This window comes from Ruegeria sp. K11, from assembly GCF_056531905.1.
In genome coordinates this window covers 44,163-63,866 of record NZ_JBQFMP010000007.1, presented here as the reverse complement: position 1 = coordinate 63,866, position 19,704 = coordinate 44,163, and the positions used below count along the sequence as shown (strand labels likewise).

At 57.9% G+C, this 19,704-nt stretch carries 19 protein-coding genes and 1 tRNA gene; 9 read left to right on the top strand and 11 right to left on the bottom strand.

What is annotated here, in order from left to right; genetic code table 11:
- Positions 1-6 precede the first annotated feature (6 nt).
- Genes ACR0K4_RS12620 through ACR0K4_RS12605 form a run of 4 tightly spaced genes read right to left on the bottom strand, consistent with a single transcriptional unit; the run spans position 7 to position 4,562 of the window.
- Entirely contained in the window at positions 7-408 is a 402-nt protein-coding gene (locus ACR0K4_RS12620) for a hypothetical protein (protein WP_480854250.1), read from the bottom strand.
- Positions 409-447: 39 nt separating this feature from the next.
- Positions 448-2,109, bottom strand: a complete 1,662-nt coding sequence (locus tag ACR0K4_RS12615) for a dynamin family protein (RefSeq protein WP_480854249.1) — start codon at positions 2,107-2,109, stop codon at positions 448-450.
- An 8-nt stretch (positions 2,110-2,117) separates the two neighbouring features.
- Positions 2,118-4,130 (bottom strand): dynamin family protein, encoded by a 2,013-nt coding sequence (locus ACR0K4_RS12610; RefSeq protein WP_480854248.1) that lies wholly within the window; start codon positions 4,128-4,130, stop codon positions 2,118-2,120.
- Positions 4,131-4,133: 3 nt separating this feature from the next.
- Entirely contained in the window at positions 4,134-4,562 is a 429-nt protein-coding gene (locus ACR0K4_RS12605; RefSeq protein ID WP_480854247.1) for a hypothetical protein, read from the bottom strand.
- 320 nt (positions 4,563-4,882) lie between these two features.
- On the opposite strand from ACR0K4_RS12605, the gene ACR0K4_RS12600 reads away from it, so the two are divergent.
- Positions 4,883-4,967: transfer RNA gene (locus ACR0K4_RS12600), tRNA-Leu, on the top strand.
- A gap of 380 nt (positions 4,968-5,347) precedes the next feature.
- Here ACR0K4_RS12600 and ACR0K4_RS12595 read toward each other — a convergent pair.
- The 3 genes from ACR0K4_RS12595 to ACR0K4_RS12585 all read right to left on the bottom strand — a co-directional run bounded on the left by ACR0K4_RS12595 (position 5,348) and on the right by ACR0K4_RS12585 (position 8,957).
- Positions 5,348-5,710, bottom strand: a complete 363-nt coding sequence (locus ACR0K4_RS12595; RefSeq protein WP_480854245.1) for a hypothetical protein — start codon at positions 5,708-5,710, stop codon at positions 5,348-5,350.
- A 491-nt stretch (positions 5,711-6,201) separates the two neighbouring features.
- Positions 6,202-7,677: an NAD-dependent succinate-semialdehyde dehydrogenase gene (locus tag ACR0K4_RS12590; RefSeq protein ID WP_480854244.1), complete on the bottom strand. Its 1,476-nt coding sequence runs from the start codon at positions 7,675-7,677 to the stop codon at positions 6,202-6,204.
- A 2-nt stretch (positions 7,678-7,679) separates the two neighbouring features.
- The gene (locus tag ACR0K4_RS12585) at positions 7,680-8,957 is read right to left on the bottom strand and encodes a 4-aminobutyrate--2-oxoglutarate transaminase (RefSeq protein WP_480854243.1); all 1,278 of its coding nucleotides are present in this window, start codon (positions 8,955-8,957) and stop codon (positions 7,680-7,682) included.
- A gap of 151 nt (positions 8,958-9,108) precedes the next feature.
- Here ACR0K4_RS12585 and ACR0K4_RS12580 point away from each other — a divergent pair, with 151 nt between their 5' ends.
- The 7 genes from ACR0K4_RS12580 to ACR0K4_RS12550 all read left to right on the top strand — a co-directional run bounded on the left by ACR0K4_RS12580 (position 9,109) and on the right by ACR0K4_RS12550 (position 17,078).
- The gene (locus tag ACR0K4_RS12580; RefSeq protein ID WP_480518736.1) at positions 9,109-9,675 is read left to right on the top strand and encodes a cupin domain-containing protein; all 567 of its coding nucleotides are present in this window, start codon (positions 9,109-9,111) and stop codon (positions 9,673-9,675) included.
- Positions 9,676-9,813: 138 nt separating this feature from the next.
- Positions 9,814-10,335 (top strand): VOC family protein, encoded by a 522-nt coding sequence (locus ACR0K4_RS12575; RefSeq protein ID WP_480854241.1) that lies wholly within the window; start codon positions 9,814-9,816, stop codon positions 10,333-10,335.
- Between the two features lie 70 nt (positions 10,336-10,405).
- Positions 10,406-10,756, top strand: coding sequence for a hypothetical protein (locus ACR0K4_RS12570; protein WP_480518732.1), 351 nt, complete (start codon positions 10,406-10,408; stop codon positions 10,754-10,756).
- 114 nt (positions 10,757-10,870) lie between these two features.
- Positions 10,871-11,839, top strand: coding sequence for a carbon-nitrogen hydrolase family protein (locus ACR0K4_RS12565; protein WP_480518730.1), 969 nt, complete (start codon positions 10,871-10,873; stop codon positions 11,837-11,839).
- 42 nt (positions 11,840-11,881) lie between these two features.
- Complete coding sequence (locus ACR0K4_RS12560) at positions 11,882-14,614, top strand: aminotransferase class I/II-fold pyridoxal phosphate-dependent enzyme (RefSeq protein WP_480854240.1); 2,733 nt, start codon at positions 11,882-11,884, stop codon at positions 14,612-14,614.
- Positions 14,615-14,631: 17 nt separating this feature from the next.
- Entirely contained in the window at positions 14,632-16,080 is a 1,449-nt protein-coding gene (locus ACR0K4_RS12555; RefSeq protein WP_480854239.1) for a biotin carboxylase, read from the top strand.
- Between the two features lie 8 nt (positions 16,081-16,088).
- Positions 16,089-17,078 carry a C45 family autoproteolytic acyltransferase/hydolase gene (locus ACR0K4_RS12550; RefSeq protein ID WP_480854238.1) on the top strand — a complete coding sequence of 330 codons (990 nt, stop codon included), beginning with the start codon at positions 16,089-16,091 and terminating at the stop codon, positions 17,076-17,078.
- A 255-nt stretch (positions 17,079-17,333) separates the two neighbouring features.
- Here the strand turns inward: ACR0K4_RS12550 and ACR0K4_RS12545 are convergent, their stop codons facing one another.
- The 4 genes from ACR0K4_RS12545 to ACR0K4_RS12530 form a co-directional block, all read right to left on the bottom strand.
- Positions 17,334-17,555 carry a hypothetical protein gene (locus tag ACR0K4_RS12545; RefSeq protein WP_480518723.1) on the bottom strand — a complete coding sequence of 74 codons (222 nt, stop codon included), beginning with the start codon at positions 17,553-17,555 and terminating at the stop codon, positions 17,334-17,336.
- A 164-nt stretch (positions 17,556-17,719) separates the two neighbouring features.
- Positions 17,720-18,139, bottom strand: a complete 420-nt coding sequence (locus tag ACR0K4_RS12540) for a M20/M25/M40 family metallo-hydrolase (RefSeq protein WP_480854237.1) — start codon at positions 18,137-18,139, stop codon at positions 17,720-17,722.
- A 76-nt stretch (positions 18,140-18,215) separates the two neighbouring features.
- Positions 18,216-18,395, bottom strand: a complete 180-nt coding sequence (locus ACR0K4_RS12535; RefSeq protein WP_480854236.1) for a hypothetical protein — start codon at positions 18,393-18,395, stop codon at positions 18,216-18,218.
- A 342-nt stretch (positions 18,396-18,737) separates the two neighbouring features.
- The gene (locus ACR0K4_RS12530; protein ID WP_480854235.1) at positions 18,738-19,151 is read right to left on the bottom strand and encodes an RraA family protein; all 414 of its coding nucleotides are present in this window, start codon (positions 19,149-19,151) and stop codon (positions 18,738-18,740) included.
- On the opposite strand from ACR0K4_RS12530, the gene ACR0K4_RS12525 reads away from it, so the two are divergent.
- Positions 19,072-19,608: an MlrC C-terminal domain-containing protein gene (locus tag ACR0K4_RS12525; protein WP_480854234.1), complete on the top strand. Its 537-nt coding sequence runs from the start codon at positions 19,072-19,074 to the stop codon at positions 19,606-19,608. The genes ACR0K4_RS12530 and ACR0K4_RS12525 overlap by 80 nt on opposite strands.
- The last annotated feature ends 96 nt before the right edge of the window (positions 19,609-19,704 follow it).

The window sequence follows — 19,704 nt, the reverse complement described above, 5'->3', positions numbered from 1 at the left end:
CCCCGTCTAAACCTCGGCCGCAACGCGCCTGAGGCTAAGATGTGCTTTTGTAAGTGTTAACCCGATATTTGCGTTTTCCTGGCAGATGTAACAGACCACATGATCGGGATAATCCTGCGTGCGCAGGAAGATGTGCAGACGATCATTCGAAAACACCGCGATTTCCCCAAATCCCGGATGCTCGACATTCTCTGTCTCAGACTCTTTCAGCATTTTCTCAAAGGCTCGCACGCCTCGCCCCTGAAACAAGTTGGCCACAGCCAGCGACAGGCTTTCCAGCGCGTCGCCATCTGTTGAATTGGGCGCGTTCGATCCCAGCAACATGCCGGTCTCCATGTCAACATACCCGGCTGCAAGGCAGTCGGGTATGGTTTCAATGGCGGCGGCCAGAGCACCTTCAATGGACATCAGACGCCTCGCGTTTCAGGCAGGCACTCGGGCAAAACCCTAAAGAACATGCCATTCCGCTCTGCCTTGATTGCCGCTTGTCGGGATCACCGGTGCATCTCCTTTCTCGGTCCGCGCATGGTATTCCCGTGCGATTTCATCATATTCGCTCAGGAAAGCAGCGAAGGCGCTTTGCAATCCCTTGGCATCTTCCGGCAGAGGTTCCCGCGCCGAAAACTCGTTCCACATGGCTGTCGCGCTCAGCGGTTGATCCGAGGTGTCTTGCACTTCTCTTGCTGGCTCTTCGACCTGTTCGACCTTGGTGTCTTTTGTGTCATCCACAATCGACACGACACGCACCGGGGCCAAAGCACTGGATTCCGGTTCAGGTTCATAGTCTTCGCCAGACTTCTCATTCTGTTCGGTCAATAGTGCCGTGATCGATGAGACCGAGACTTCGATTCCGGAAGCTGGGGACGCTTCTATCGCCTCCTCAACCTCAGGTTCTTCGGGTGCAGCTTCGGCTTCGGCTTCCATGTCAGCAGCTTCCGGCATTTCCGCTTCATCCGAAGCAACCAGCGTCAGATCCGGGTTTTCGTGGTCGTAGTCATCGTCCATGAAGTCGAACTCATCGACGTCGTTTATCGGATCAGCCAGGGCATCCAGATCCAGCAACTCTGTGCCCTCGTCAGCAAACAGGGCACGCAGGTCATCCTTCTGGGGCGGAACGTCCGGCACCATTTCGGCGCGCAGACGCTCGGCTTCTTCTGCATCGATGCGAGGGCGTTCTGTGTCTTCGACGCGACGCTCAACCCGTGCGGGCCGAACCGGGAAGCTCGTTACAACGTCGTCATTCGTAACCTGCGACACCGGCTCAATCGGCTCTGCTCCTGGTTCCAGGTCATCCGAAACCGGTCGTGCGACAGTCGAGGCCGGTTCATCAGACATGGATTTATCGATCTGATACCGGGCAAGCTGATCGGCACGGCCATCCATGATCTGTTCGGTGATTTCAAGGAAGCTGTCCACCATCTTGCCGCCACCGCTGCGCGCCCAAAGCTCGGCATCGCCGGTTTTGTCACGTGCCATGATTGCATCGCGGGCCGAGAACAGAATGGTTCGGTTAAACAGATGCCCAGCTTCACGATTGACGCGGCGCAGCACTTTCTGGCGATCTTTTTGACCCAGCGCATCCGCACGCGTGATCAACAACAAAGACTTGTGTTGCAGCCGTTCGGGCAACGCGACCCATGTGGCGCGCTCGGTTTCGCGCCAGGCTTGTGTCGCGTGGGTGCACCATAAAACACCATTTGCCTGACCCACCGCACGTCGCCAAACGTCCGTCGAAATCTTGGGATCGGAAATTCCGGGCGTGTCGATCAGATCGACCGCTTCAAGAATATCGGCTTCCAGGAAGATACGCACAAACTGCGCATCATTGACGCCAACCTGTTCCAACTGATCTAGCGTGATATCCTGCGTACTGCCGTCGTGACGCTTGATATAGGCGGATTTGTTGCCCCAACTGAACCAGATCGGCGGCAACTGCGTCGCCGTCACCTGCGTCGGCAAGGCCTGCTTACGCAGCAAAAAGTTCATCAGAGTGGATTTTCCGGCACTGAATTCCCCCATAAGCGCAAAAACGGGTTTGCGTCGGGACCACTGCTCGATGCGGTTCCAGGCCTTGGGAGAGACGAAGCGGGTTTGTGAATCTTTTACCATAACTCTTCTTATGCTGCTTCGTTGCTGAGATCTTTGAGGATGTCGCCCAATATGTCGTCGCGCGACTTCTGCGGTTGCAGTCCGGCCGTCAATGCAGCGCTTTGCTGTCCGCTTTGATCGCCGGATTGCGAGATGCTAAGCAGCGTTTCCTTTTGCTCCTGCATGAAATCCGCAAGCGTCGACCGGACATTTTCCAACACGGCCGCGATTTGGTTTTCCTCGATATCCTTCGTGATCGAGTTCGCCTCGGATGCGATCAGACGGGTGTAATCAGCGGCGAAAGCTTCAAAACCCTTACGACGCTGCCACCATCTGCGCCACCATGTGCTTTGCAGATCCAGGGCAATCGTCCGTCCAATCCCAAGCGGCGGCGGAACACGTGGTACAATCGGCGCTTCAATGCTGAATTCGCCCAGATGATTGCCCAACAGCTGATGATACAGTGCTTCGACATCGGTGGCTGCTGTTGCGTAGAGCTGCCCAGCTTCTTTGCGCATGGCGCGGGCAAAGCTGAAATAGGCCGCTTTTTGCAACGTCCTTAAGCCAGCAGGATCGTATTGCCACGTCCCTTGTTCACCGCTTTTCTCAAGATGAGAAATCAGCGAATCCGTCGCGCGTTTCACAAAGTTTGTCTCGGCCGAGGCCAGACGCTCCAAGACTTTGTCCCTCAATTTTGTGGTAAGTTCTGCGACCTTCTTTTCGTATTCCGCTGACACGGTCGCAATCGCCTCTTCAGGGCTGGTGCCGTCCAGATCGCGAACAATACCTTCGCCTCCGGACAATGTTTTTGCGACAGCACCGGCGCGGATCTGGCTGGCGATGTTGCGCGCACGGTGACGTACACGATCCAACAGCCGTGTCCCCGCGCCTTCTGCGATACGTTCATTCATGGCCAGCAGAAGGTCCGGCAGACCTGACAGAGCCCAAATCTTGTCCAGCGACGCGGCCTGATCGCCGAACCCTGCCGCCAGATAGAATGTGTTCAGCGCCTCGCGGGAGTCTTCGGTCAATACGTCCGGATTTCCGGTCAGCGCCGCCTCGGCCCAAAGCGCGCTGCCAAATACAACGCTCGTGCTGGTGTCGATTCCGTTTTGCTTCAGCGTATCCTGAATGCGATCCCTGATTTCCGGCACTTGATTGACTGGGTCTGACAGTTCGTCGATCCGGTTGACGAACAGGATGATCTGCCGGTTCTCGAACTGCGCGATGATGCGCATCAGCGCCATGTCCATTGTGGTCAGCGCCTGACTGGCTGCTAACACAACAATGCAAACTTCAGATCCACGCAGGCTGCGCAGCGTAATCTGCTCGCGCACCATGAACGTGTCATTCACACCCGGCGTGTCGCAAAGTTTCAGCGAAATCGGATATTGCGGAATGTCCATGAACAGCTCCGCCGCCTTGGTCACATCGGCAAAACGACCAGTTTTCGGATTGATATCGGGGTCATCCTCATCCCCCAGACACACGTAGCGCTGTATCAGTTCCTCATCAAAATAGTCGTATTGGTGGCTTTGACCCAGGATCAAATCGAAGTGCTTTCCAAGACGCTCTTCCGATTTGGCTTTCATCTCACCGACCTGACGCCGGATATCATCCATTTCATCATCAGCACCGGCGCGGTTCGCCAACTCGCCCAGACGACCGCCGCCGACCATCAGATTGTCCCATTCTTCCTGTTCGAAGAACGTGAACTTTGAGCGTGTGTCGCCCGGCGTTCGTGTATTGATGTTCAGCGTGGTCACCACCGATGTCCACGGGTTCACATCCGAAGGCAGCAGATTCGGACGCCCGGCCAGGATGTTGACGATCGAGGATTTCCCAGCCTTCACCTGCCCCACAAACGTGACGCTGGCGGTGAAATTCTCCATACGCGTCTTGAGCGTTGCAAGACGGGCGGAAGAGCGCGCATCCGCCACTTCTGTCAATTGGTCGATCTGCGTTGTCAGCGCGGTCATGGTCTCTGTCATCGGGGACAGAGCTTCATTTCCAACGGACAGAAGATGGTCGTTGCGCGCCATTTATTACCCTCCGGTACCTGTTGCGGCGATATGGGTCCGAGAAAGATCCGGCATTCCGCCGTTAGACAGACCAGCCATCGTGTCGATCCGCGCAATCAAATCCAGCGCGTCTCCGAGAATTTCGGCCTCGGCACGTGGTGAGATCGAATCGAAAGCATGAGCATCGGCCAACACCTCGATCGAGCGGAACTGATCGCCGTTCTCAAGACAGGCAACGCGACGACCCGTCGGAAAGTCTTCGGATTTATGCGCGGGCAACGGCATCCTTGCATTTGCCATCAAATAACGCTCACCCGAATGGGTTTTAAGAGCGATGCCAAATCCCGTGCCGGGATATTGCCGGTTCAGCGACTTCAGCTCGCCGATGAAGCTTTCCCGGGCAAGCGAAACAGCGTCTTGCTCGGCAGCAGCGGTATGAATCTGTCTGGTCACGATATGGGACCCTTATTTCTGGAGTTGAGCAGAAACTCGTAAGATGCCGTCAGGCAAAAAGACTCATTAACTCCTGCGTCCCATCAACTACGATCACCACGGTGTTATTTTGACGCGAATAAGATTTTTTGGCGTTTGAAATGTGGCGCAAATGTGGTCCTCTACTCTGCCCAAGGTTGTATCACCATAGATTTCCAGCCAACAATCTCTCGGCGCCAAGAAAGCTTTTGACAATCTCGCATGGCGCAAGACTTTTCCTCTCGCACTCCCTCACAAGCTTTGCTATGCACCGCCTCATTGCGATGTTTTGGCATCGGGATGCGGGTGTGGCGAAATTGGTAGACGCACCAGATTTAGGTTCTGGCGCCGCAAGGCGTGGGGGTTCAAGTCCCTCCACCCGCACCATTCTGTTTTCATGAACATATCTTGCATCTTGCTCGATCCACCTCTTTGGTTGATCTTGAGAGCTTCACACTTTCACGTTCTGTTTCGTTTCAACGGTCCCTCCACCGTTGTGCGCACCTTGAATTTGCCTTTTGGTTAGCCTGCGCTTGGTACTTTTGAACCATCGCCAACGTCTTGCGGCCGGTGACGGCCTGAATTTCGGTGTCCGTGCAGCCTGCTTCAGCCAACAACCGGGCTGCTGTCTAGCGCCATCCGTGTGGAACACGGCGATTGTCTCCGTGCATGACGCCAATGGCATTGCGAACCTCCTCGACGGTTTCTTGAACGCCCCGCTTGCCGATCGGCTGCGTCAGTTTCTTAGACAGGATATGTTTGCCATTCTAGGGAAGAAGCGCGAGATATGACTGCAATCGCTTCGGGCAGTAGATCCAGATCTTCTGGCCGGCCTTGTCCTGCACAACGCGCATGAACTCGCCGTCGAAGTCATTCCAAATCACTTTGGAGCAATCACCAATGCGTTGACCGGTCCCTACCCCGAGCTCACACGCAGTACGGGCCGTTGTCGCGTCGTGCTTCGCGCGATAGGCCTCATATGCCTCTAACGCCCTGTCCGGCCACGCTTCGTATTCGCTGCCTTTGAGATTAGCGAGATCGACAACGAGGTTCCGATCTATCCACTCAAGATCGACGGCCAGCTTGCATAGAATCGAAAGAATGGCGACGCGCTCATTGGCTTTTGACAAAGTGTCCTGCAGTGCATCACGCGCGGCGCTTGCGACGGAAGCGACACTTATCGTTGTCGCCTAAACTCAAACAGAAATTGAACCAGAGCCTTCGCTATGAAATTACCTCAGGATTCCGGAAAACTGTGACGACGGACACCCTCGATAGGCCGCAGTGCCTTAATAGTGAATGATCAATTTATTCCAAGTGGTTCGGGCAGGTGCATTGCGCTTGCCGTCGCGGGTCGCCCAATATTCGCGGCTGAGCTTTTTGGTATCCGGATTATCCGGTAGACCCGCACAGCACGCCGCGGACAAGTATGTCCCAAATCATCCAGACCGGCCAAACGCAAAAGGCGACATACTAAACCGGTCGTATGCCGCAATTGCAATTCGGCTGGCACCTTCACGTCAGGCAAGTCTGGATGGCTGCATTGCTGAACTGTTGTTGACGCCCCCTTGCCGTTTTGGCGAACCTCAACTTGTTCAACAATGCTAAATGAGCCCTAGGGTCAGGAAATCTCGCCCATGCAGAGATACTTGATCTCAAGGAAGTCCTCGGTGCCGTATTTCGACCCTTCGCGACCCAGGCCAGACTGTTTGACACCGCCAAAGGGTGCAACCTCGGTCGAAATGAGCCCGGTGTTGATACCCACCATGCCCGATTCCAACCCTTCGGCCACGCGCCAGACGCGCGCCAGATCGCGGCTGTAGAAGTATGAGGCCAGACCGAACTCGCTGTCATTGGCCATGGCGATCACGTCATCCTCATCCTCGAACTTGAACAGGGGCGCAACAGGTCCGAAGGTTTCGTCCTTGGCCACGACCATTTCAGATGTGACGCCGGTCAGAACGGTGGGTTCAAAGAACGTACCGCCGAGGCCCGAGCGTTTGCCGCCCAAAGTCACAGTCGCGCCTTTGGAGACCGCGTCCGAGATGTGTTCCTCGACCTTGGCAACAGCTGCGTCGTTGATCAACGGGCCGGTGGTGACACCATCGCCGAAACCGTTGCCCACGTTTAGGGCCTTGGTCTTCTCGGCCAGCTTGGCTGCGAATTCGTCGTAGACGCCCGCCTGCACATAGATGCGATTGGCGCAGACGCAGGTCTGGCCGTTGTTGCGGAACTTGGCGATCATTGCGCCGTCCACGGCGGCATCCACATCGGCGTCGTCGAAGACGATGAAGGGCGCGTTGCCACCCAACTCCAGCGACATCTTCTTGATCGTGCCTGCGGCCTGACGCATCAGGATCTGACCCACGCGGGTCGAGCCGGTAAAGGTGATCTTGGCGACCTTGTCATTGGTGCAGAGCTCATTGCCCACGCCCGAGCTGTCGGTGCCGGGGATGACGTTGAACACGCCCGCCGGGATGCCAGCGCGTTCGCCCAGTACGGCCATGGCCAGTGCCGACAGAGGTGTCAACGTTGCGGGACGGGCCACAAAGGTACAGCCCACGGCCAGTGCAGGGCCAACCTTACGGGCGATCATGGCGTTGGGGAAATTCCACGGGGTGATCGAGCCCACCACGCCAACGGGCTGTTTCAGCACCACGATGCGCTTGTCCCGCTGGTGGCCGGGGATAACGTCGCCGTAGACACGCTTGGCCTCTTCCGAGAACCATTCGATGAAGGACGCACCATAGAGGATTTCGCCGCGCGCTTCGGCCCAGGGCTTGCCCATTTCGGCGGTCAGGATGGTGGCCAGATCATCGGCGTTTTCCACCATCAGATCGAACCATTTGCGCAGGATTGCGGCGCGCTCCTTACCGGTTTGCGCGGCCCATTCTTTCTTGGCCGCGTAAGCCGCGTCGATGGTCTGCGCGGTGCCCTCGATGCTGACATCGGTCACGTTGGCGATCAGATCGCCAGTCGCGGGGTTGTACACGGGAAACGTCGCCTCGCCCTCGACCCACTCACCATTGATATAGGCGTGGGTTTCCAGAAGGCTGGGATCTTTCAGCTCCAGCTTGGTCACTTTGGTATCCAGCATGTTCAGGCTCCTTTGACAGCGTCGATCGAGGCTTCGAGGATATCCATCGCCTCGGCGAAGATCTCGTCCTGCACCGTCAGCGGCGCGAGGAAACGGATTACGTTCCCATATACGCCACACGTCAGCAGGATCAATCCGCGCTTGAGCGCCTCGGCACGCACGGCGTTGGCCATCTCGGGGTTCGGAGCGCTGCCGTCGGCGGTGTTGAACTCAGCCGCGATCATGAAGCCGGGGCCACGAATGTCGACAATCTCGGGCGTGTGGGCGCGGATCGATTCCAGACGCTGTTTCAGGCGCGAGCCCATTTCATTGGCGCGGGCGCACAGGTCTTCTTCTTCGATCACATCCATCACCGCATGGGCCGCGGCGATGCCCAGAGGGTTGCCGCCATAGGTGCCGCCCAGACCGCCGGGTTGGGCGGCGTCCATCAAATCGGCGCGACCGGTGACGGCGGCCAGCGGTAGACCGCCTGCCAGACCTTTGGCCATGGTGGTGATGTCGGCGGCGACGTCATAGGCGTCCATAGCAAACAGATTGCCGGTGCGGGCAAAGCCCGTCTGCACTTCGTCGGCGATCAGCACGATGCCGTGTTCGTCGCACAGCGCGCGCAGGCCGCGCATCAGTTCGGCTGGCGCAGGGTAGAAGCCACCTTCACCCTGAACCGGCTCGATGATGATTGCGGCAACGCGGCCCGGGTCCAGATCGGCCTTGAACAGCTTGGTCAGCGCGCCCAGCGAATCTTCGGTCGAGGTGCCGTGCAGCTCAACCGGGAAGGGCACGTGGTAGGTGTCGGGCATCATCGCGCCGAAGCCGGCTTTATAGGGCTGCACCTTGCCAGTCAGCGACATGCCCATAAACGTCCGGCCATGGAAACCACCGCCAAAGGCGATCACGGCGGGGCGGCCCGTAGCGGCGCGGGCAATCTTGACGGCATTTTCCACCGCTTCGGCACCGGTGGTCACAAAGACGGTCTTCTTGGTGAAATCACCCGGGACCTTCTCGTTCAGACGCTCGGCCAGACGGATGTAGTTTTCATAGGGCAGAACCTGATGGCAGGTATGGGTAAAGTTCGCGGCCTGTGTCTGCACTGCCTCCATCACCTTGGGGTGGCAATGCCCGGTGTTCACAACGGCGATGCCTGCGGCGAAATCGATATAGCGCTTGCCTTCGACATCCCACACCTCGGAGTTTGCGGCGCGGTCCACATAGACCTGCGTCTGCATTCCCACGCCCTGCGCGATCGAGGTGTTGCGGCGTTCAGCAATCTGAGCATTCAGCATCTTGCGTCCTTTCGGGTTATCGGGCGTGCGCGCCCGCAAATCTGACCGCGCGAATGTAATGCGCACAGTCTCAGGCGAAAGCCTGTTTCTTGTGAATCGTAACCCCTTGATTTACGGTCCCGGCACCCCTCAAGTGATGCGGATAGTGAACATGAAGAACGCCAATCAGGATGATCTGACCCTTGGATTGCGCCTGCGCACCCTGCGTGAGCGCGCGGGCCTGTCGCAGCGGGCGCTGGCGAAGAAGTCGGATGTGCCGAACTCGACCATCTCGCTGATCGAGTCGGGCAAGATGAACCCCTCGGTCGGGGCGTTGCGGAGGATTTTGCAGGGCATTCCGATCAGTATGTCCGATTTCTTTTCCTTCGAAATCGAAAGCGAACAGACCGTGTTCTACGCCGCCGAAGAGCTGACCGAGATCGGCAAGGGCGGTCTGTCGCTTCGGCAGGTGGGCTCGAATCTCTACGGTCGTTCGATGATGATTCTGCAGGAGACTTATGATCTGGGCGCGGATACGGGCCGAGTCATGTATGGGCACGAGGCCGAAGAGGGCGGTATCGTGATTTCGGGCCGCGTCGAGGTCACGGTGGGCGATCAGCGCAAGGTGCTGGGGCCGGGGGATGCCTATTACTTTGACAGCCGCACACCGCACCGCTTCCGGCAGGTGGGCCCGGAAAAATGCCGGATCGTCAGCGCCTGTACACCCCCGACTTTCTGACCTTCAGCACAGAAATCTCAGCACTATGCATCATAGTGTTGCAATATCCGCCGAGTTGATCCACAGTATGATGCATAGTGCGGGAGATTCCCCGCATGTTCCAACGGGTGCCCCCCGCCCAATTCGGAGATTTGAGTAATGAAAAAGAAGCCTGCCACCCTGCCCCGCGGCTATCGCACCTGCACAGCATCGCTTGCCGTTGCCGACGTACCTGCGGCGCTGAAATTCTATGAAAGCGCCTTTGACGCCAAGATTCAGGACTATGACGCGGAAGAAGCCCCCGGGTTTGCCGCCATCAAGATCGGCAACTCGATGCTGTTCGTCACCGCCGGCTGGGGCGCGCATGTCCCCACCGTTCCCGGCACCGTCATCCCCGTTGGCCATCACATGTATGTTGAAGATGCGGATACAGCGCTGGCGACCGCTCTGGAAAATGGCGCAACCCTGATTGCTGACGCAAACGACACCTACTGGGGTGAACGTTGCGCGACCGTGGCCGATCCGTTCGGCCACATCTGGACGCTGGCGACGCGCACCGAGAACCTGAAATCCGAAGACATCAGCGAGCGCCGCAAAGCGCTGTTCCGCGCGATTCAGGATCAGGATGCCGAAGCCGTCGTCGAAACCGCAGAGCCCGTCGAAGAAACCGAGGCTGCTTGAGGCCGGACGAGGTTGGACAACGGACGGATCGTGAGGTACCGGAGTGGGTGTGTTCTTTAACAGGCTAATCATGAACGATGCACCCCTTCCCACTTTCACGATCCGCCAGAACGATCTGGCCATCCTCGCCGCCGAAAACCGGATTGGTGACTACCCGGTCGCCGTGCGCACCGCGCGCGAGGTGGTCAGCGGTGGTTTTGCCAACCAGTCGGCGCACCCCAACACCTGGACAGTCTATTTTCTGGTCGATGGCCAATGGGCGCTGGTGGAATCCACGCGTGGGCTGCGGCGGGAATGGTCCAGCCTGGACCGATTGGAGAAATGGCTGCGCAGTTGCGGCTTCCGATTCTTCTGGGTGCGTAACGATATCGACTTTGTCGAAACGCCCGGCGAAGAGCTTGCCGAGGACGAGGCCGGATAAATCAACTGCCCGCTGACAGCGGGCTTGCACTAATACGCGGTTTTATGTTCCGATGAAGAACGCCGGACCACCACGGCAGTCGCAATCGGCAAGAAAAAAGAGAAGAAACGAAAAATGACCCCCTTTGCGATAACCGGAATCCAGATGCATGTCGGCGCGCTGCAGTCGAATGTTGAGGCGATGCTGCATCGGATCGATGTTATGATGGCGCGGTTCCCCTGGACCCAGATGGCGCTGTTCAGCGAACTGGCCCCTTACGGCCCGCTCGACCGGTTTGCCCAGCCCTTCCCCAACGACGACCTGTCGCGCTTTCAGGATGCCGCGCGGCGCTATGGTATCTGGCTGATCCCCGGCTCGATGTTCGAAAAGCACGAAGACGGGCGGATTTTCAACACCTCGGTGGTGATCAATCCCGATGGTGAGATCGTCTCGAAATACTCGAAGATGTTCCCGTTCAAGCCGTATGAGCAGAGCATCGCGTCCGGAACGGAATTCTGCATCTTTGACGTGCCGGATGTGGGTCGGTTCGGTCTGTCGATCTGCTATGACATCTGGTTCCCCGAAACCACACGCCACCTGACCAGCCAAGGGGTCGAGGTTCTGCTGCACCCGGTTCTGACCGGCACGACCGACCGCGAGGCCGAGTTGTCGATTGCCAAGGCCACCGCCGCGCAGTTCCAGTGTTACGTATTCGACGTAAACGGGCTGGCTGCCGGTGGCGTGGGCCGTTCGGTGGTGGTCGATCCGTCGGCCACCGTGCTGCACCAGTCGGCCGGGCAAGAGGATATCTTCCCCATCGAGATTGACCTTGATCAGGTCCGCCGCCAGCGTGAAGTCGGGATGAAAGGTCTGGGTCAGGTCCTCAAAAGCTTCCGCGACCGCGAGGCGGATTTCCCGGTTTACGACCGGACCAGTGGGGCGGATGCTTATTTGCGTACGCTGGGCCCGCTGCGCATTCCGCAAAAAGGCGACATTGCGGGCGTCGCCGCGTCCGACCCCAGAACGGCGCTGGGATACACCGAAGCCGCCGCGTCAAAGCCCGACAATCTGTATCTCTACAAAGGGCGTTCAGGCACAGACTGATACCGGTGCAGCTTTTTGGTATCGGCAGAAAGGAAAATCTTCATGCACGGCATTTCCGATGGCGAAAAGCTCCATTCCATCTCGGATTACTACAGCGCCTCACAACTGAGGGCAGACCGATGGAGCGCGCTGCGAGAAACGGCCGAGTCGCTGGATCAGGGCGGTCGCGATAAAGACCGCGACCGCGCCCGGAATTTGCTGCAGGCGCTTGCGCCGATCGAGATGTATTTTGCCTTTCCCGGCGGATCGGCTTTCGACTATCTGCGCCGTTTGCTGGATCATGGTAACTTCGCTGATTTCTCGACCGCTGTGCGGCGGGTCTCGCGGGCACTGACCTCGGGGGCCTATCGCCGCCGCTCGATCCCTTTGATCGCGGATGAAACCGAAGGCGATGAATTCGAGGATGAGGCGGCGCAAAGCCATGAAGCCCGCGCGCTGGGGCGACCGTATTTCGAGGTGATGATCGTCGACAATGTCAACGAGCATCAGGAACGGTTCCTGCAATCCAGCCTGCAACGGATGCGCCGCAGCGAAGACCCGTTCATCTATGAGACGGTCGTGGTGCCCAGCGTCGAAGACGCGCTGATCGGGGTTCTGTTCAACCAGAACGTTCAGGCCGTCATTGTTCGCCCGGGCCTCAGTCTGAAATCCAAGAATGAAACCAACGTGTTGGGGCGCTATATCAGCCTTTATGGCGAAGGGGCCGATCTGGATGCGCTGTCGCCCTCGGAATACGGGCCGGAAACCTGCCGCCGCATCGGCAAGCTGCGCCCGGAACTGGATGCCTATCTGATCACCGACCGATCTGCCGAGGATATCGCGGGCCTTGATCTGGGTCTGTGCCGGCGGGTGTTCTACAATCAGGAAGACTTTCTGGAACTGCACCTGAACATCCTGCGCGGGGTGCAGCGGCGGTATAAGACGCCGTTCTTCACGGCGCTGAAAGAATATTCCAAACAACCCACCGGCGTGTTCCATGCGATGCCGATCAGCCGCGGCAAGTCCATCAGCCGCAGTCACTGGATTCAGGACATGGGGGCGTTCTACGGCTCGAACATCTTCATGGCCGAAACTTCGGCCACGTCTGGCGGGCTGGATTCACTGTTGGAGCCGCGCGGCCCGATCAAAGAGGCGCAAGAGGCCGCCGCACGCGCCTTCGGTTCGCGGCAGACATTCTTTGCCACCAACGGCACCTCGACCTGCAACAAGATCGTGGTGCAGGCGCTGGTACGCCCCGGTGACATCGTGCTGGTCGACCGTGACTGCCATAAGTCGCACCATTACGGCATGGTGCTGGCCGGGGCGAGCGTGGTCTATATGGACAGCTATCCGCTGCATGATTACTCGATGTACGGCGCGGTGCCGATCCGCGAGATCAAGCACAAGCTGCTGGCCCTGAAGGCCGAAGGCAAGCTGGACCGGGTGCGCATGGTGCTGCTGACCAACTGTACCTTTGACGGCATCGTCTACAACGTGCAACGGGTGATGCAGGAATGTCTGGCGATCAAGAAAGACCTGGTATTCCTGTGGGATGAGGCATGGTTCGGCTATGCCCGTTTCGCACCCAATACCCGCGTGCGCACCGCGATGCGCTCGGCCAACATCCTGCGCGATGAGCTTCGCACCGACACCCATGCCCTGGCCTATGCCAACCAGCAGAAGGAACTGGAGGGCGCGGATGACGAGACCCTGCTGAACACCCGCCTGATTGCCCCACCGGATGCGCGGGTTCGGGTCTATGCCACGCAATCGACCCATAAAACGCTGACCGCGCTGCGGCAGGGCTCGATGATCCACGTCAACGACCAGCAGTTCAAAGGCGCGGTCGAAGAGGCCTTTCACGAGGCCTACATGACCCATACCTCGACCTCGCCGAACTATCAGATCATCGCCTCGCTGGATGTGGGCCGCCGACAGGTCGAGATCGAAGGGTATGAGTTCGTTCAGCGGCAGGTCGAAAGTGCGATGGCAATCCGCCGGGCGGTGACAACGCATCCATTGCTGAAGAAATACTTCAAGCTGGTCACGGCGGGCGACATGATCCCCGAGGAATATCGCGAAAGCGGCATGACCAGCTATTTTGACCCCGATCAGGGCTGGGCCGATGTTTGGGATTGCTGGGCCAAGGATGAATTTGTTCTGGATGCCACCCGCATCACCCTGCATGTGGGCGCGACGGGCTGGGACGGCGATACGTTCAAGACCAAGATCCTGATGGATAAATACGGCATCCAGATCAACAAGACCTCGCGCAATACCGTGCTGTTCATGACCAATATCGGCACCACGCGCAGCTCGGTCGCCTATCTCATCGAAGTCCTGGTCGAGATCGCCAAGGAACTGGACGACCTGATGGAGGACGCGTCCAGGATGGAAAAGCGCGCCTTCGAGAAACGCGTCAAAAATCTGAGCGAACACGTCCCGCCGCTACCAGATTTCAGCCGCTTCCACGATGCGTTCCGCTGTGTTGACGGCACCGAGGCGGGTGACATCCGCACTGCGTTCTTTCTGTCCTATGACGAGGACAACTGTGACTATGTCGAGCCCGACAAGGATATGCTGGACCGGCTGGAGGCGGGCGAGGAAATGGTCTCGGCCACCTTCGTGATCCCCTATCCGCCGGGCTTTCCCATTCTGGTGCCGGGGCAGGTGATCAGCCCCGAGATTCTCAAATTCATGCAGGAACTGGACGTGTCGGAAATTCACGGGTTCCGTGCCGATCTGGGCCTGCGTATCTTTACCGAAGACGCTTTGAAATCAGTCAAGAAAACATAAGGGACTGGGAGGAACACATGCCAAAGAAGGTGCTGCAAAATATTTCGGAAATCCGCCGGTATTTCCACACCAACAAGGACCCGATCTATTTTGTATCGGCGACCAATTTCAACCTGTTGGGGCTGGATGAATGGGTGATGAATTTCACCTATATCTGCTACATGGATTGCTTTGACGGGCGGCATCCCAACGTGTTCGTTCCTTCCGAGATGCCGCACGACGAATTCCAGTCGATTGAGGACATCAACAATTATCTGCTGCAGCACAAAGAGGTCATCGACCTAATTAAACGGCGCGGCGGCAAGCCCAAGTTTGTCTTCCTGATGTTCGATGAGACGACCGAGAAACTGGTCAAGGAATTGGGCGGTCAGCTGTGGTTCCCCAAAGCCAAGCTGCGCACCAAATGCGACAACAAGATCGAAACCGTGCGCATCGGCAACAAGGCGGGCGTGCCGTCGGTGCCCAACGCCCTGAGCGTCGTCAAAAGCTATGATCACTTGCAGAAAATCTGCGACAAGGCCGGGCTGGGCCACGATCTGGTGCTGCAATCGGCCTTTGGCGACAGCGGCCACACCACGTTCTTCATCAAGTCCGAGGCTGATTTCAACAAGCACAAGGATGAGATCGTCGGCGAAGGCGAGATCAAGATCATGAAGCGGATCGATTGTCGTGGTGCGGCGATCGAGGCCTGTGCCACGTCCGAAGGCACGATCGTGGGCCCGCTGATGACCGAGCTTGTCGGCTTTAAGGAACTCACGCCCTATCGCGGCGGCTGGTGCGGGAACGAAATCTTCTCGACCGCCTTCCCGCCCAAGGCTCGCGAACAGGCGCGGCAATTGACCTTCCAGTTCGGCGAGGAACTCCGAAAATCCGGCTATCGCGGCTATTTCGAACTCGATTTCCTGATCGACAAGAAGACCGGAGAGCTTTGGCTGGGCGAATTGAACCCCCGCATCACCGGGGCCAGTTCGATGACCAACCACGCCGCTTTTGCCCACGCGGATGCACCGTTGTTCCTGTTCCACCTGCTGGAGTTCTCGAAGAAACCCTTCCAACTGGATGTCGAGGAACTCAATGCCCGCTGGGCCGACCCGGACATGATCGACAGCTGGTCGCAGATGGTGATCAAGCACACCGATGACAGCGTCGACCGCATCACGCAGGCGCCGCAATCGGGCATCTACAAGATGCTGGAAGATGGCCGCGTCGTGTTCGACCGGTTCGATTATCACCGCCGCGCGGTGGGCGAGAACGAGGCGTTCTTCCTGCGTATCTCGAATGTCGGTGATTACCGCTATGAAGGGGCCGATCTGGGTATTCTGGTGACCCGAGGCCGGTCGATGACCAAAGGCTTCAAGCTGACCGAAAACTCGAAAAAGTGGATCCACGGTATCACCTCTGCCTACGCGGCCGAACCGCTGCCCGCGGCGCAACCGATGGAAGACCCCGCGTTCAAAATCATGTAGAAAGCCCCATGGCGCTTGTTTTTCGCTCAATTGACGAGGAGCAGCCCGGCCCCAAGCTGGCCGGGCTGTTTGCCGAATACTGGCCCGCCTACCGTAAGTGGTGGGCGAAAGAGGGGTATTCGGCCCGCCCCACCTATCGCGAATGCCTGCGGGCGCTGGAACGGCACATGCCCGAGATCGTGCCGCTGTATGACGAGGTGGTCGAACTGGTCGGCGGCAGCGACAGTCAGGCGCGGTTTCTCAGCTTCTATTGCCCGCCGAAATACCTGTCGGGCTGCAGTCAGGCGATCTGGCGCGGCAAGACGCCGTTTCTGGTGCGCAACTATGACTATCACCCGAAAACCTTCGATGCGGCGATGCTGAAAACCCGCTGGGACGGGCGCGGTGTAATCGGAATGAGCGACGGCATTCTGGGCCTGCTCGACGGCATCAACGATGCCGGTCTGGCCGTATCCCTGACCTTCGGTGGACGGCGCGAGGTGGGCGACGGGTTCGGCGTGCCCTTGATCCTGCGCTATGTGCTGCAGACCTGCGAGACCACGGCAGAGGCCGTCGATGCGCTCTGCCGCATCCCCTGCCACATGAGTTACAATGTCACCGTTCTGGACGCCAAATATAACCACAGCACGGTATATCTTGCCCCCGACCGCCACCCGCAAATCTCGGACGTACCGGTGGCGACGAACCATCAGGGCCATGTGGAATGGTCCAAACATGCACGTTTCACCGCGACCGTTGAACGCGAACGGTTCCTGCTGAACCGCCTGAACCAGCACCCCGAAAGCGAAAAGCGCTTTATCGACGCCTTCCTGCGCCCGCCGCTCTATTCCACAGCGTTCAAATCGGGTTTCGGCACGCTTTACACTGCCGTCTACCGGCCCGCCAAAAAGCAGCTGCAACTGTTTTGGCCCGGTTCATCATGGGTGCTGTCGCTGGGTGAGTTCACTGAAAGTGAAAGGGTCATTCTACTTCCGGACGCCACTCCGCAAAGTGTTTAGCACGAAATCTGATTTTTGCGTTTCATCGGCACTTGGACTGAAGGTCTCTCGGGGTTGGAATGCGGTTCCAACACAGTCAGCACTCAGGTATGCGCTCTTGGACAGAGAATTCCGTGGGATTCTCGGGTTGGCGAAATCCTTTGTCCAGCAGACCCAGCTTCAATTCGACGGTGTTAAGACTGGGTCGACAGGCACCGCGCTGACCATTGATAAAAGACGCACCGATACGCGAAGCGGTCCCGAACTATTCTTGTTTCAGTTGGGCATGTTAATGGGGGCCAGAACTTCCTCCACGACAGTGGCAAAGTGGGCCGCGCCTACCGGCAGGACTCTATAGTTGAAATCAAAGCGTGGGTTGTGCAGTGGCACGACCGTCTCTCCAGGTTTGTTGGTGCCGATACAGGTAAAGCAACCCCGACGTGCTTGCGCCAGAAAAGCGAAATCCTCGCCACCCTTCGCCGGTGGACGTTTCATCATCACATTGTCCTCGCAACAACGGTGATGACGGCGTGCAAACCGAAATCAGTCGGTGTGCTTGCGTGAAACTGTGGGACCGAAATCACGTCACTTTCCAACGGATCAATGCGACGTGAGAGGATCGTCCGGAGCGACAAGGCAACCTGCGTCCCCGCAAGCAGCGGTCAACGGCGTGGCGCGGACGCGGCGTGCCCGCCCTTGCCCGTTACCTTGATCGAAAACCGACGTGTCTGCGACAGGTATTTCATCGCACCCAGCGGCGTAGCGGTATCTCCGTCATGGCCGCAGCCATGCATGACGCCGGGTACCGTCGAGGCCCATGGCGTCTCTCCCTGGCCTTCCTTTGGCAGCGCGTCCATGTCGGCCCGCAAGGCTACCGCGCGGTTGCCATCGCCGGCGCGCAGAGTTGCGACAATGCCGGTCTCGGTCAGACGTTCGAACGGGCTGCCCCATTCCGTCAGGCGCCGGGCGACGAAGTCCGTGGTTTCGAACTCCTTGTACGCAAGTTCGGGGTTGGCATGGAGACGCCGACGCCAGCTGGTCATCTCATTGGCAAAAGCCGGAATTTCGGCAGGAGGAGGCATAAGAAAACCCCAAGCTTTGAAAAAGCTCCGCCCTTTGCCCGCGCTCAAAATCAGAGGGCAGAAAATGTATCTGGGATTAATCGTCCTGAATGGCTGCAAGCGCCTTGTTCGTCCGGGTTTTTCTGACCCGCATGATGATCATGATCCCCGTCAGGATCAGGATTGTCAGCGAAATCGGGCGTTGGAAAATGATCCAGAGGCCGTGCTTAGCGCGCCAGCCGAAGCTAATTGGCGTTGATAGCGGAGTTGCCGCCATGTCCGTTCAGCTCGAAGATGCTTCTGACGCCATAACGAATGAGGCCATCCACGATTTCTGAAACACCGCCGCTAATGTCTGAGCGGACAAGGCGATTCCCGCAGTCGTATTCTGAAAATAGGCAGTATGACCAAAGGGCAGCGCTGGCACGTTAACGCAACCTGTTTGCTCAGCCAGATGTTTTGCCAGCGCATCTTCCAGTCGGTAGTCTCCCATAGGTGTAAACAACCGAGCGGTTCGGTCGGACCGACCGGGATCAGAAAGGGCTTACCAGCCGCGAAGGCAGCGCATGCATTCAAACTAGTGGATGCCGCAAGCTCGGTCATTGCGCGGTCTCCGCGGTCACGGCGTATTGCGCGACAGATCATCAGCTCCGGACAAAATGCCCAACATGACTCCGGCCTTTATGTCCGCTCGACGTTGGGTACTTGTGTTTCCTTTCGCTGTTGCCGCTTTGACGAGGTCTGCGGTTTCGGCACGGGGTACGCAGATTATTGCGCTATCGTTCGCCATGATCAGATCGCCTGCATGTACCACTACACCACCGTAGCTCACTGGCAGGTTAAGGCTGCCAGAGGGTCCGGTCCGGCGTGTGGTGATGGGTGAAACGCCAAAGGACCACACCGGAAAATCGTGTTTGCGGATTTCGTCGGGATCACAAATCGGGCCATCGACAATGGCACTCGCTGATGAAGTTGCGGAGCTCGGTGAAGGCGCAATTTTCCGAACCAGCTTTAATCGGTCCGAGATTGACACGCAGTCTGGCCGTCACGAGGCAGAGGCGGAAGTCGCGAAACTGGCTGATGGCCCCGTCAGTTGCAGATGCGGGCTATTTGCCGGCGGACAGCAGGACCTTGGCCAATGTGCCCTTCTGAGGTGCAAAGGTATACTCATCATCGTTGCAAGCATCCGCCGCCAGCTATGTGAACCGGCATTCGTGGAACGCCTTGGGCTCAACATTGCTGACTTCAACACCATCGTCGTCAGGTCCCGCGGCCATTTCCGGGCTGGATTCGACGAGTTTTTCACGCCGGACCGTGGTGTCGAAATCGACGGCCCGGGCCTGACCTCACCCCAGTTGTCCCAAAAAGATTTCGAAAAGACCCCACTCCCGATCCATCCGATTGATCCGAGTGTCGAGTGGTCGGCGCAATCAATCGGTTCTGTCTCTGGTGAGAGGAAAAGATTGGCAGGGTTGATCTTTTGCGTCTGAGTTTCGCTTACCCTGCAAAATTGATGAACTCTTTTATCCACGGACACTTCACACAGAAAAACAGCCCGTTCTTGGAAGCGACCCTAGAGCAAATCT